We start from the raw sequence: 14,043 nt of genomic DNA, 5'->3' as shown, positions 1-14,043 counted from the left end.
TGCCTTGGGCACCAGAGATTCAAAATAACTGCAAATAATAAATCGTACAACTAGAGTGAAATGCTCCAACTCTAATTGTACGATTTTTATTTTTGGACACATTCTAATTAATCGCTTACAATTATGCTAATTAAATATGCGACATTTGCATAAAGATACGATTGTTTATACAAATGTTGGTAGTATTCTAACTTTGGGATTGAAAAATATATGTAAATAGAGTACAATAATCCAAAATAAGATACGGAGGGAATTATGAGTTCAGAACAATTAACGCTAATAGTTCAATTACATCATCATCACAAGTAGGGCTTGGGTCACCAATTTGATTGGTAGATACAAGTCTATTTGACGTTAGGCTTGTATCTACTGTGATGATTTGAATTCATAATTCAAGGCTCTCTTTTAAGGGAGAATCAATGCATGTAGGTATAAAGCCTATGTGCATTTTTTATTACCCCAATTCAAAGGAGAGATTAGTATGACAAAGAAAATTAAACCATCAATCTTACCAGGATTTATGGAATTATCAACAAAGGAACAGCTTATCTTTAATGATATAGTAAGTAAAATGAGTAAAGTTTATGAACAAAATGGTTGTATGCCTATGGATACACCCATTATAGAGAAAGAAGAAATATTACTTGCTAAATCTGCGGGAGAAACAGAGAAGCAAGTTTATAGAATTGATAAAGAAAAAAATAAACAGGCATTAAGATTTGACTTAACGGTACCTTTTGTACGTTATGTCGTACAACACATGAATGAATTAGTTTTTCCTTTTAAGCGCTATCAATTTGGAAAGGTTTATCGTGGAGAACGTAATCAGAAGGGGAGATACCGTGAATTTTATCAGCTCGATATAGATATTGTGAGTCCTAGAAAGTTAGATATTACAAATGATGCATTTGTTATAAGTTTAGCAGCACAGGCATTTGAAAGTATTGGTTTAAAAGATTATAGATTTCAGATAAGTAACAGAAAAATTTTATCAGGATTACTAGAAATGCTAGGAATAGCAGAGCAACAAGAGGTTATGGGGCTTATTGATAAATATGATAAGATTGGTAAAGAAAATTGTATCAAAGAGATAGAGGAATTAGTTGGAGCATGCAAGACCATATATATTGGGGAACTGTTAGAGATTCAAGGGAGGGTAGATGATGTCATTAAACAGATGAAAGCTTTTAATCAGAAACTAGGAGAACAGTTTAATAGTGATCAAGAGCAGATGGGTTATTTTAAAATGAGGATAGGTATAGAGGAATTAGAAGAAGTCATAAATACAGTAAGATTACTTGGTGTAAATGAGCAAAATCTTAGAGTTGAATTAAAGATTATTAGAGGTCTTGATTACTATACAGGAACTGTTTTTGAGACAGTTATTGAAAGAAACGAAAATTATGGATCTATTTGTTCAGGTGGGCGATATGATAATTTGGCTGAACTTTATACAGATATGAAAATACCCGGAGTAGGCATATCTATAGGAATCACAAGGTTATTTTTTGTACTTAAGGAAATAGGATTTGTGGGAAGCTATACTTTAGAAGATACGTTAGATTATCTTATTAGTCCTATTGGTAATACATTAAAAGAATGTATTAAAGTAAATCAGGCATTACAGAGACAAGACATTAAGTCGGAGATTTATTTGAATAAAGACCCTCTTAAAAAACAATTAAGTTATGCAGATGCAAAAGAGATAAGCACAGTTATTATAATAGGTGAAGATGAAGTAGAAAAAGGACAATTGATTATAAAAAATATGAAGAATGGTGAGCAAACTAAGGTTAGCAGAAAGGAATGGTTTAAAAGAGAAATTTAATAAAAGGTATTAAAGGATATACGTCTGATGCATATCAATGGACTAAAGTTAGTATGGCTTTAAAAGAGATGTAGCTAGGGTTAATTAAAATTGTATTGAAAATTTTGAATTGATATAATGAATTTATGAATAGACACGAATAAAATATATGAATGGGTGCCTAATAGTAAGACTGATTTTGATGGGGAGGAAAATAGATGGGTGAAAAATATATATATCGCTTTTTAAGCTATTTAACAATCGATTATAAAGCACTTGAAATCTATCTCGAAGAAATGGGACAGAAAGGGTATGAACTAGAAAAGATAGGTACTCTAGGATTTGGTAAATTTAGAGCTAGTAAGCCACGCCACATTCGTTATTGTGTGGAGGTGCTGGATGATAATATGCTAAAGGAATATGAAGGCTTGTATAAAACCTCAGAGTGGCAAGAGATTAAGGCGGGGAATTATATATATATTTATAAGGCAAAGAAAGATATAGAACCTACGCCTATCCATAAATATGGGGAGATTAAGAAAAATCAAGTGATGAACACCATCATCGCAAGAGAAGGATGGATGGTTCTTTTTAGTATTTTGTGGCTTATGTGGGGTGTTAGAGAGTTAACGACAATGAATTATTATGATTTATTAGATAATATGTCCTTACAGTCAGCTTTTATGAAGTTGGCAATAGGTGGCACATACAGCTTGTATAGTATTTATCTGATTATATTTATTATCAAAAGCTTACGACAAGAAGATTATGAGCCAACCTTGAAGGGGGCAAAGTATAGGCGAAATGTGTATTATGGCGTTATAGTGATCTTATTGTTTAGAGTGATTAATAGGATGTGTGATAGCGAAATGAATTTAAAGGTATTTGTGCCACTAGTAGCCATGCTAGGTGCAGTTATAATCATCACTATCTTATATAAAAAGCATTATTATAATGTATCACCTAAGACAAAGGAAAAGAAGGTGTATATCCATCTCTTATATGGCATAGGTATAGTCGCTATTATTTGCGCAACTTTTATGTTTATTATAACTTCGATTTCTAGAACCTCTTATGAAAGACCGCTTCTAGAGGATGAAATAGCAGAAGCAAAAAGGGTAGGGGTATTAAGCCTTAGGAACTTCCCAGGGTATGAAAATGCTCAAATAGAATGGGTAAGCATTGACTCAGGAGAGAGTTTTGTTCTTAATAAGTATTATGATTATAGGGAAAATTATGAGGGGATGAGTTTTAATATAGCGTATTATGATTGTAAGAATGAGAGGAGTGCGCAAATAGTATGGGATAAACTTTATGAACGTCATTCTGATGAAAGTATTGCTTATGGGGCACTAGAAAAGGTTGATGGAAGTTATTTTGGAGCAGATGAAGCGTATAAACATCAGAATTGGAATGAGTTGCTTTTGCGCAAAGATGATACTATTCTGTTTATCGATAGTGAAGAAATTGACTTCTACCATAAAGTCAATGCAGATATCATTAAAGAGGTACTTAACCCATAAAAGCCTAACGATATAAGAGAATGAGACAATTTCACTTAAGATAATAATAGACAAAAAGCTGAGTGCTATGCAGTTTTCTTCTTGAAAACAACGGCATAGGCTCAGCTTTGTCTACTATTAATCTTAAAAATAAAATAGCCTATTGAAAAATAACATATGTTATGTTATTAATATAATAGGGCAAAATTCGTATGATACATATAGATAGAGTAAAAAACTGTATCAAGGAAAAAGAGACTAAGCTGGGGGGCTTAGTCTCTTTTTGAATGGGTAAGTATTGTCTAAAATCAAACAGAAGAAAATTTAGATAAATATATTAAAAAATTTACTTAAAATTAATAAGACCCTCGAACTTAGTTTGAGGGTCTTAAAGTTATATGAAAAATTAATTATCTGATAATAGGAAGGCTTACAAGGAGTGGTACTGAAGAGTTTGTCGCTTCACCTTCTATTCTAAATTCTAATGTGTCACGATAGTAAGGTACAGGATTTAAAGATTTAATATGAAGTTTAACTTTTGTAGAATTAAGACCATCGCAGTATGGTAATGGGTTAACAGCAATATTAGAAGTACGCATTATACTTTGGCGAATAAAACCTCCTAAACATCCTGTATTAAAGTAAGCTCCATTTATGCCTTCAAGATTAATAATGAAACCTTCTTCAAGCTCTTTAACTGTTATACTTTTTCTATCTGTGATAACTTTTGGAGTATTTACTGTAGGGATGTCTTTGAGAACTGGAATTTTAATTGTTACATCGTTATCACATGTTAATACAGAAGAATCAATTGTGATTTCCCAATTATTAATATATTCAATACCTGCATTTGGTTTATAAACACCAACTTCAATAGATTTTCCATCATTGCCTACAGCTAAAGTTGTTTGAATATCATAATTTTGTGTAATGGCATCTTTGATTTTATAAGGATCATTTGTATTAAACTGAGCACCCTCAAGTGTTAGATTAACCCAAAGTTCTCCACCACCATTTTTAATGAAATTTGAGTAATTAACAGATGCCTGTTCAGCTTTAAGTGTAGCTGATGTAGCTACTCTTTGCTCTAATACTCTGACATTTTGTGGTGTTGTTGCCAATACTGCTGTAGCATTTGATGCAACAATACCTGTGATTAATAGTGACTTCATAAATTTGTTCATTTTAACACCTCATTTTATCTTTTTAAAATTTTTAAACAGAAAAAATGATTTAAATTAGAAGTAGGCTATTATCATAGCTATGCCTTAGTCTGTATTAACTTTTTAAAGTACAGAAGGATATTTTTTATAAAGAATTTTATGCAAGTTTAGAGTAAGTATTATAATCTTGCAATAAAAAATCTCCTCAAAGAGAGTAAAATTATCCTATCAAAAATAATAACAAAAAGTTTATGACTTTTTGGCAACTGGCTGGTATAGTTTAAAAAAACCTTAACCCCTATAGCTTTGCGTCCCAAGGTTTCCCAAGGTTTGCCCATTTAATTTAAATTTATGTTTATAATTAAACATATGTTTGTTCTGTCGAAAAAATTATACATAAATAAAAAATAAAAGTCAATACGAAGTAATTAATTATTTTCAAATAACATATATTGATGAAAAATTTACATTTCTAGATGAACAAATAAACAGAGTAGGATAGTTAGAAAGAGCATTTATTGGAATGATGCAAAGATAAAGATATTATTTGATTAATAAATATGTTATAATAATGATTATTATTTAATAAGGGCGCGAGAGTTAAAAGGTAGATATGCTACAAGAGTGCTTAATATGGCCATGGACATAGTAGTTAATAAATATTTAGATTACCTTCCACCTTATGCGACCACTTTAAAACAAGTTAACATTAAGTATGGTCTGCAGCTTGAGCCTTATGAACCTTTTGAATATTACGCCGAGAAGCTTCAAATAGCTTTTGATTTGCTAGAAGAAGATGAAGAGGGTGAGATAGACGATTCTTATAATCCAGGAAGCACACATGACCTGTGGGAAGAGTCTGATGAAATAGATGAGAAAACCCTTAAAGAGTTTACACAGAAATTTATAACTCATGCACAGAAAGGGAGTATACCCGCTCATTTAGAAGGTATGATTGCATCTCTTAAAAGTAGTAAGGGGGAATTGCCTTGGAATTTATATCTTAGTAGATTAATGGGAACCATTGAAAGTAATAAAAAGAAGACCATAACAAGACGTAATAGAAGGCAACCAGAAAGGCTAGATTTAAGAGGGCAGCTTAGAAACCACAAGGCAGAAATAGCTGTTGCAGTTGATATAAGTGGAAGTATGAGCCAGGAAGAGTTTAACCAAGCTATAAAGGAAGTACTTCATATTGTCAAGAATTATAATCATGAGATTACGCTTATAGAATGTGATGACCAAATTAGATGTGCCTATAAAGTAAAATCTGTACGTGATGTTCAAGAGAGAAGGTGTGCAAGTGGGGGGACCAGATTTACGCCAGTTTTTGATTACGCTAATAAGAAAAACATTAATTTACTCATCTATTTCACAGATGGTAAAGGTGAAGAAAAATTACAGGTTATTCCTAGAGGCTATAAAGTTCTATGGGTCATTTCTGGACGAGGGGACAGCCTTTCACTAAAAGAGTCTTATGGGGCAGTTAAAAAACTGAGCAAGATTGAAATAAAGGATACTAGCTTAGAAATGAGTGATGTGAGAAGTGATGGGTATTCAATGAATAATCAAGCGCCAATCTTTTAAGTAAATTTGACTAGATATCTAGTAAATGATATAATTTTTTAATTATTTATAGATAAAATATAAAGGAGAAGACGATGAGAAAAACGAATTCTGCTAATACCATTTTACTCTTAGGGGTTGTGCTTAGTTTCATTTGTTCCTTTTTTCTAAGGAATATTCTTTTAGGTGTTATCGTTTTTATAGTTTCTTTTGGCTTTGTCATGTACAAACAAAGAGCAGCTTTTCTTGCATCTTCAGCCGCATCTGCTTATAAGAAGGGGCAGATTGAGAAGAGCTTTATGCTTTATGAAAAGGCTATTCAACTAGAAGGGTGCCCGGGTATGGTTAAAATCTTATATGCGTATCGTTTAATAAGTGAAGGTAAAATAAATGAAGGCGCAAAAATTTTAGGGACACTTAGCTATGATACCATGGATGATAATGAGCGTCTTAACTATAATGCAACAAATGCATTAAGTATTTGGAAACAAGGCGGCTTACATAGAGCCATTGAGATTTATGAAGCACTTTTAAATGATAAAGATAGTATTCTTATTTATGAGACTTTAGGTTATCTCCTTATATGTGCGAAAAATTATAAAAAGGCACTGGAGTTTAACTTAAAAGCGTTTGAGTTTAATAATACCAGTGAGCGTATTAAATGTAATCTTGCAACAAGTTATTACTATGCAGGTCATGAGAAAGAGGCTGTTAAACTTTATAAAGAGCTTATAGCTGATTATGCAAACTTCCCAGAACCTTATTACTACTATGCTCTGATTTTACAAGGATGTGAAAAATATAAAGGTGCCCTTAAGTACTTCAATATGGCATTAGAAAAGAAATTTTCTCATATCTATACACTAACTGAGGAAGATATACAATGTAAACTTAAAGAAGTGGGAGGGCACATTGGGGCATAGGACATAGTTCCCAATGGTAGAGTTAATAACTGATTAGCCATTAAAAAATGTAGAAAATATAAGTGATACTATAAAATAAAAGTAGCAATTTTGAAGGAAACTTCTTGATTGCTATTTTTTTATAATGAATCTACTTTAGGGTGTACATATTATTTTAAAGTAAGGCACTATAAAAAACAAATCTAATTAAGCAAGTCTAAAAATAAGTTTTAGACAAACAAAGACTTTTGTCTATTGTTATGGGATGTAATAAGCATGTAATATTAGATTGAAAATTCTATGGATACATAGGAAGGAGTAAAATCGTGCTAATAAAATTACTGAAAAATAGTTTAAAGATTTATAAAGTAGATCTTTCAAAAATATGTAGGAACTGGGTTAGTCTAGTTGTATTAGGAGGCTTAATCTTATTACCATCTCTTTATGCATGGGTTAACATTTATGCTTCTTGGGATCCTTATGGAAATACTAAAGGTATTAAGATAAGTGTTGTGAATGAAGATAAAGGTAGCAGTATTAAAGGGAGTGAAGTCAATATTGGAACAGAGGTTGTAAGCTCTCTCAAGGAAAATGAAAGTTTAGGTTGGACTTTTTTTGAGAATCGAGAAGAGGCACTTGCAGAATTGAACAAAGGAAATGTTTATGCAACTATTATTATTCCTGAGGACTTTTCTAAAAAGATATTAACCCTTATAGATAAAGAACCTGTTAAGCCGCAACTTGAATACTATGTCAATGAAAAGATTAATGCTATTGCACCAAAGATTACAGATAAAGGTGCAGCAACGATACAAAGTCAAATTACAAGTTCTTTTATTGAAACAGTAGCAGATAAAGTGATTGAAGTTATGCACTCTGTGGGCGTTGAGGTCGATAAACAATATCCTACTATTGAAAAATTAGAAAATATGATAATAGGCCTGCAGGATAAGTTCCCAACTTTAGAGGTGGGGTTAGAGTATCTTACAGAAAAAGCAAGGGATGGTAAAGTATTTGTTGATAGGCAAGATCAAAATATAATTCAATTAGAAAAAATAATAAGCCAGCTTATAGGCTTTAATGATGATATTACTCAAACTTTAGATGAACTAAGCACTAAACCAGAAGAAGTAATTCCTGAAATAAAAGAAGACCTGATACTTATCCAAACAATTTTTGCAGATATAGCACGCTCTACTACTGAGCTTAAAGAAGCTATAGAGCTTAATAAGCCTGTACTTATCAATGATATTGATCAAGGTATTGCAAAGCTAGAAGGGATAAAAGAGCGTCTAACGGGAATTACAAATAAGTTAGGTGAATTAGATCAAGATATAAGTAGTACGGTTAGTGATGTAGAACATGAGCTTATAAGTACTTTAAATGATTACATAAATGCGTTAGAAGAATTGAAATTAAATTTAGATACACCTGAAGGTGCTTTAAAGGTTTTAAGCAAGATAGAGCATATTCATTATAAATTAGCAGATCAAATTCAAAGCTTACGAAAAACTATTGAGGGAGTGGCTGAAGGGATAGACGGTCAATTAGCTAAACTTCAGTATATTTTAGAGAAGATAGAAGCTATTAAACCGTTACATGATTTAGAAAAGACTCCTTCTGCATCGTATATCATATCATCGGATGAAGAGTTACGAGTATTAGAGGAGAATAGTAATACTGAGTTAGATACAAATTTTCTAAGTGAAATAGAAGATATTTTAGCTTTAGTAGGTGAAGCTAAGGAGAATATGAGTCATAACAAAGAAGTATTTAGTGATGCTGTATATCTATTAGAGGATATGGAAGATAGTCTAACAGCTCTGAAGGATGATTTTAATAACTCAAGCCTTGTAGAGGAAAAATTAGGTCAATTAAAAGTACAAGGTAGAGGGCTAAGTAGTGTGGTTGGAACAATTAGAGCACGTATAGACGTGAAAGTAAATGGTATTTTAGATAAGTTATCCACTGTTGAACAGCTTATGAGAGAAGTAGCCAGTGGGGCTAATGGGTTAAAAAATATTATCATGAGTGTAACCAGTGGCGGAAGAGAAAAGGTTGAGGAAATTGTTGATAATATAGAGAAAGTACAAGACAAGCTGGAGGATGTAGCACATAAAGTCATCAAAGCTTCTCACAGTAAGGTAGATAAAGTCGAAACGAAGGTAGAAGATATTAAAGTAAACTTAGCAGAGCTTGAAAAGCGACTAGGTAAGCTAAATAGTGTTCTAGAAGATAGGGGAGTGCTTGAAGAAACATTGCAAAATATAGCACAGCTTAACTTTAATATCCAGGCCTCTTTAGATCAGACAATTGATTTATTAGATGCTGACTTCATAACTAAAATTAAAGAGGAGCTTAGTAAAGTTTCAGTATTTACAGGAGATATAAGCGGATTACTTGGTAATGTTAAAAACGAATTAAATTATTTAAGGGAATTTGGTGTACGTTTAGGTGAAAAGAGTGAATTATTAGTAGAAGATATTAATGAAGTGAAAGCCCATGTACCCCAAATAGAAGAAGATATAGATAAGGTAATAGATAAAATTAATTTTATTAATGAAAATGTGGATATTAAGGAATTAATCAATGAGCTGACCATGGATAATAGTGAAAAGAGTAATTTCTTAGCTGCACCAGTTATTTTAAATACACATAAGTTGTATCCTATGGCAAATTATGGTGCAAGTATGACACCATTTTATACAACACTTTGCTTATGGGTAGGGGCCTTATTACTTTGTGCGCTCTTAACGACTAAAGCCAAAAATGCAGATTTTGAATATACACCCGTAGAGGAGTATCTTGGAAAATATCTTTTATTTGCAACCCTTGCAGCATTACAAGGATTTATTGCATCAGTTGGAGATATTGTAGTATTAGGTGTAGAGGTGAAACAGCCTGTATTGTTTATAGGCTTAGCTGTGTGCTATAGCATAATTTTTACTGCAATTGTTTACACCTTAGTATCACTATTTGGCAATGTAGGTAAGGCTATAGGCGTTGTTTTATTAGTATTGCAACTTGCGGGTTCAGGTGGCACTTTCCCTATACAAGTTACACCTGACTTTTTCCAAAAAATCCATGAGCTCTTACCTTTTACGTATGGTATTAGTGCTATGCGAGAGGCAATCGCTGGAGTTTACTATGAGACACTGGCTAAAGATTTAGTAGTACTTGGTTTATTCTTTATCTTCTTTATCTTTATTGGGGTTTTATTAAAGAAAAAAGCTAATGCATTCCTTCATCAATTCTCTAAAAAATTAGGTGAATCAGGTGTTATAGAACATTAAAGTGAAAATTATAAACTATTGAAAAAAGTTAGACATAGAGATAGAATAAAAATAATATGAGGTAAGATAGTTAAACTTTAATACTAAGGAGATTACTATGACTACAAAAGAAAGAATGCATAGCCAAAAAGTCTATTTCTGTGATGATGAAGATTTAGTAAGAGAACAAGAACAATGTTTAGAAATTTTATATGATTTCAACCATACTAGGCCATCAGAAAAGGAAAAGAGACAAGAAATTTTAAAAAGTCTTGTGGCAGAATTAGGAGAGAACTGTTATATTGAACCTCCTCTACATACTAACTGGGGAAGACATACGCATTTTGGCAATAATGTTTATGCTAATTTTAATTTGACTTTAGTAGATGATACAGATATTTTTATTGGTGACAGTGTTATGATTGGGCCTAATGTAACGATTGCAACTGCTGGGCATCCTATTGATCCAGAGCTTAGAAAAAAGGTTGCACAGTATAATATTCCTGTACGTATAGGGAATAATGTTTGGATAGGAGCTGGAGCAGTTGTATTACCTGGGGTAAGCATTGGTGAAAATACTGTTATTGGTGCGGGAAGTATAGTCACAAAAGATATACCAGCTAATGTTGTTGCAGTAGGAAATCCTTGTCGTGTATTACGTGAAATTAATGAGAGAGATAAAATATATTATTATAAAGATATGAAGATAGATATTAAATAATTTTAATCGCTTCTGTATACCAGCTATTGCTTGCTACATCTGTAAAGCCTATTCCGTTATTAGAAGTAGATAGGATGTTACCGGAAACATTTGTAAAGCCACGACTTGATGAAGTCAGTACAAAATCATAGCTTTCTGTATCACTTGAGCTTTGCATATTACCGCCAAAGCTATTAGGACGACCTGAGTTTTCCATACCTTCAGGAGGAGCAGGGCGTTCACTATTTTCAGGCATCATAGGGAATTTCATATCTTCAGGTATTGTTGGTAATTCACCTTTTTCAGGAAGATGTGGCATTTCACTGTTATTAGGGAAAGCAGGACGTTCACTGTGGGCATTCATATCTGGGCGGTTGCCTTTACCTCCATTTAGAGAGGTACCTCCATGGTGAAGCTGTATGCCACTGCTATAAGAAGTAATTGTGCTATACAAACCATCTTGCTCAGTACCAGAGATATCCCCGCCTTTATATACATGATAAGTCCCTTCAGTAAGAGTAGGTGTACTAAATGAAATATAAGTATAGTCATAAGGGAAATCATAAGCAAAAATTGGGACATCTTTTTCATCTGTTACAACGATTAAATCATCTGTCTCCTCAGCAAACTGTAGAAACATAAAAAGTTGTTCGGAATTACTTTCAAGTGGGTCATACATACTGCCTGCACCAATCACTGTACCGCCATTAATAGAGGTACCCATATCAGAGTCGATTCCACCATCCATACTATTTGGGTTGGCAAGAGAAATAACAGTACCATCATTGATCACAATCCATCCATTAGAGTCGATACCATCACCTTCTTTACCATTCCCAGCAAAGATACTTAGGTAACCACCATTAATAGTAAGGACACTAATACCATCTTCATTAACATTAATACCATCGTCAGCAGATTGAATATGGATAACGCCACCGTTTAGAGTAAGGTGCATTTCGGTGTCTAAACCTTCATTATCAGCAGTAATATTAAGAATACCATTTCCTTTGGATTCACCATCTATTTCCATACTCATACGAGAATAAAAAGCACCGTCATATTTATGAAGTTTCTTTTGTTCATCGTTATCTTTGTAAATACGTGCCACATGTGAGCCTGTTATAGCATTCACAGAATCATCTGCAAGGATAACACGTGCACCAGCTTGTGAGGTATCTACTTGGTTGGTGGCTGTTTCTGTAGTAGCATCTGTATTACATTCGTATACTTTATAAAAGAAGATAGCAGGTGCTACTGCACAATTAATATTTACATTATCAAGAATTAAAGTAACTTTATCCTTTTCTTCCTTACCGACATTAACAAAAATTTGTCCATAAGAGAGCTCACCAGATATGCGATAAGTACCTGGTTGTGTGATATTAACAACTGTATGCTTAGCAGCTTCTTCAGCGCTATGACGCTCACTAATACTACCTTCACCATAAGGGTTACCACTTTCGTAAGAGTCTTTATCTTCATAGTAGATAATATCGTGACTCGTATAGACGGCATTGCTACTATCATTAGAAACAGCGACCCCATCTACTAAAATATTGTCATCCGATAAAGAGATGGAAATTTCACGAGAGGAAATAGGAACTTCCGCTGATGAAACAATTTTCACCTGATCTAAAGCTAAAATAGGTGTAACAGGAAAGAGTAGTAGGCAAGCGGAAAGGGCACTACTTAAAAATTTCTTCATCTTCATATTAAAACCTCCATTTTTGTCTTTATATTGAAAACTATAGAAATAAGAATACATGACTAGAATGAAAGTAGAGTGTTTATTAAGTGAAGATTAGGTGAACAAGAATAAAGTAAAAAACTCTCTATTACTAGAGAGCTTGAATAAAATTAATAAACACAGTAATGACAGCTGAGTTAATAAAGTCAATAAATAAACAGCCGACAATAGGTACTACAAAGTAAGGAGTAGGAACAAAGCCATATCGATTAGTCAGTTCATCCATATTGGCAATGGCATTGGGTGTAGCACCCATACCAAAGCCACATATTGCAGAAGCAAATACAGCAGCTTCATAGTTTTTACCCATGACTCTATAAGTAATGATGTAAGCAAATAATCCTACTAGGAGCACCTGCGCTAGGAGTAGAATTATAAGTGGCAGTGCTAGGCTAAAGAGCTCCCAAAGTTTTAGTCCTATAAGCGCCATGGTTAAGAAAAAGGATAAGCTTAATCCACCAAGTGTTTCTATTTCCTTTTCTACAATTTCTTTTCCTAGGAAATCATAAATATTTCTTATAATAGCAGCTACGATCATGGCACCAATATAAGAAGGAAAAGCAAGGCCTAATGTTTCAATCCATTCAGAGACGATAGAGCCTATGCCCATGGCGATGAATAAAAAGCAGGCACCTGCCATGAGTTTTTTATAAGATAATATATTATGATTTTCTTCATTATAATCCCCTACTTCATCGGGAATCCTACCTGAGTTTTCATCACAAACTGTTTTTAAATGATGGTGCAGTATTAAATTTCTAGCAACTAAACCACCAATAATACTTCCCATAATAAGGCCAAAGGTAGCAGAGGCTATAGAAACACTAGTGGCACCTGAGATTCCCATATCTTCAAGAATAGGTCCAAAGGAGCCTGCTGTTCCATGTCCACCTACCATTGGAATAGAGGCAGTGCAGAGTCCTAAAAGGGGAGAAAGGTGAAAGAGAGAAGCTAGGGTGGTACCCACTACATTTTGCAAAATAACGAGTAAGATGGAAAGACCTAGAAAAGTAATGACTTTACCCCCACCTTGTTTTAATATTTTAAAACTGGCAGTAAAACCGATGCTAGTAAAAAAAGCAGTCATAAATATATTTTGCAACGAGGTATCTAGATTGATGGTAAAAGCGCCTGTAAGATTAAAAATAAGCATAATGAGTGCTACTATAAAACCCCCTACAACAGAGGGTGGAATACAGTATTTATTTAAGATATTAAATTTATTTCTAAGATATTTACCCATATAAAACACTAGAGAGACTAAAGCCATAGTTTTATAAACATCTAAATTTAATGTCATTGGCCAAGGCATCCTTTCTTTAGTAAAGTACTATAGTGTTAGTATGTAAAATATGATGTAGACTATACAGAACCATAGAAA

General features: G+C 33.1%; 9 protein-coding genes and 1 riboswitch. Of the genes, 6 read left to right on the top strand and 3 right to left on the bottom strand.

From position 1 onward, the window contains the following. The first annotated feature begins 481 nt into the window (after positions 1–481). Both hisS and H8718_RS14570 read left to right on the top strand, forming a co-directional pair. The gene (hisS, locus tag H8718_RS14575; RefSeq protein WP_249333452.1) at positions 482–1,828 is read left to right on the top strand and encodes a histidine--tRNA ligase; all 1,347 of its coding nucleotides are present in this window, start codon (positions 482–484) and stop codon (positions 1,826–1,828) included. A 197-nt stretch (positions 1,829–2,025) separates the two neighbouring features. Then, positions 2,026–3,330, top strand: a complete 1,305-nt coding sequence (locus H8718_RS14570; RefSeq protein WP_249333451.1) for a DUF2812 domain-containing protein — start codon at positions 2,026–2,028, stop codon at positions 3,328–3,330. A 389-nt stretch (positions 3,331–3,719) separates the two neighbouring features. Here H8718_RS14570 and H8718_RS14565 read toward each other — a convergent pair whose 3' ends face one another. Next, positions 3,720–4,493, bottom strand: coding sequence for a hypothetical protein (locus H8718_RS14565; protein ID WP_249333450.1), 774 nt, complete (start codon positions 4,491–4,493; stop codon positions 3,720–3,722). Positions 4,494–4,730: 237 nt separating this feature from the next. Then, positions 4,731–4,817, bottom strand: a riboswitch (cyclic di-GMP riboswitch). A gap of 288 nt (positions 4,818–5,105) precedes the next feature. On the opposite strand from H8718_RS14565, the gene H8718_RS14560 reads away from it, so the two are divergent. From H8718_RS14560 to H8718_RS14545, 4 genes are all read left to right on the top strand, one after another. After that, complete coding sequence (locus tag H8718_RS14560) at positions 5,106–6,059, top strand: vWA domain-containing protein (protein ID WP_330597728.1); 954 nt, start codon at positions 5,106–5,108, stop codon at positions 6,057–6,059. A 74-nt stretch (positions 6,060–6,133) separates the two neighbouring features. After that, positions 6,134–6,961 carry a tetratricopeptide repeat protein gene (locus H8718_RS14555; RefSeq protein ID WP_249333449.1) on the top strand — a complete coding sequence of 276 codons (828 nt, stop codon included), beginning with the start codon at positions 6,134–6,136 and terminating at the stop codon, positions 6,959–6,961. A gap of 305 nt (positions 6,962–7,266) precedes the next feature. Then, on the top strand, positions 7,267–10,233 hold the full coding sequence (locus H8718_RS14550; RefSeq protein WP_249333448.1) for a YhgE/Pip family protein: 2,967 nt from the start codon (positions 7,267–7,269) through the stop codon (positions 10,231–10,233). Between the two features lie 97 nt (positions 10,234–10,330). Continuing rightward, the gene (locus H8718_RS14545; protein ID WP_249333447.1) at positions 10,331–10,933 is read left to right on the top strand and encodes a sugar O-acetyltransferase; all 603 of its coding nucleotides are present in this window, start codon (positions 10,331–10,333) and stop codon (positions 10,931–10,933) included. Here the strand turns inward: H8718_RS14545 and H8718_RS14540 are convergent. Both H8718_RS14540 and gltS read right to left on the bottom strand, forming a co-directional pair. Further along, a complete protein-coding gene (locus H8718_RS14540; RefSeq protein WP_249333446.1) occupies positions 10,926–12,626 on the bottom strand; it encodes a carbohydrate-binding domain-containing protein in 1,701 nt (566 codons plus the stop codon). The two genes, H8718_RS14545 and H8718_RS14540, sit on opposite strands and share 8 nt — an antisense overlap. A 127-nt stretch (positions 12,627–12,753) precedes the next feature. Then, positions 12,754–13,962: a sodium/glutamate symporter gene (gene gltS / locus H8718_RS14535; RefSeq protein WP_249333445.1), complete on the bottom strand. Its 1,209-nt coding sequence runs from the start codon at positions 13,960–13,962 to the stop codon at positions 12,754–12,756. Positions 13,963–14,043 lie beyond the last annotated feature (81 nt).

This window comes from Zhenhengia yiwuensis (assembly GCF_014384995.1).
GTDB classification, from domain to species: domain Bacteria; phylum Bacillota; class Clostridia; order Lachnospirales; family Cellulosilyticaceae; genus Zhenhengia; species Zhenhengia yiwuensis.
This window is presented reverse-complemented; position numbering and strand designations above follow the sequence as displayed.

What these genes read in the sequence shown, in the direction of transcription:
- hisS (WP_249333452.1), top strand. Translation starts at nt 482, where the DNA reads ATGACAAAGAAAATTAAACCATCAATCTTACCAGGATTTATGGAATTA.
- H8718_RS14570 (WP_249333451.1), top strand. Translation starts at nt 2,026, where the DNA reads ATGGGTGAAAAATATATATATCGCTTTTTAAGCTATTTAACAATCGAT.
- H8718_RS14565 (WP_249333450.1), bottom strand. Translation starts at nt 4,493, where the DNA reads ATGAACAAATTTATGAAGTCACTATTAATCACAGGTATTGTTGCATCA.
- H8718_RS14560 (WP_330597728.1), top strand. Translation starts at nt 5,106, where the DNA reads ATGGCCATGGACATAGTAGTTAATAAATATTTAGATTACCTTCCACCT.
- H8718_RS14555 (WP_249333449.1), top strand. Translation starts at nt 6,134, where the DNA reads ATGAGAAAAACGAATTCTGCTAATACCATTTTACTCTTAGGGGTTGTG.
- H8718_RS14545 (WP_249333447.1), top strand. Translation starts at nt 10,331, where the DNA reads ATGACTACAAAAGAAAGAATGCATAGCCAAAAAGTCTATTTCTGTGAT.
- H8718_RS14540 (WP_249333446.1), bottom strand. Translation starts at nt 12,626, where the DNA reads ATGAAGATGAAGAAATTTTTAAGTAGTGCCCTTTCCGCTTGCCTACTA.
- gltS (WP_249333445.1), bottom strand. Translation starts at nt 13,962, where the DNA reads ATGACATTAAATTTAGATGTTTATAAAACTATGGCTTTAGTCTCTCTA.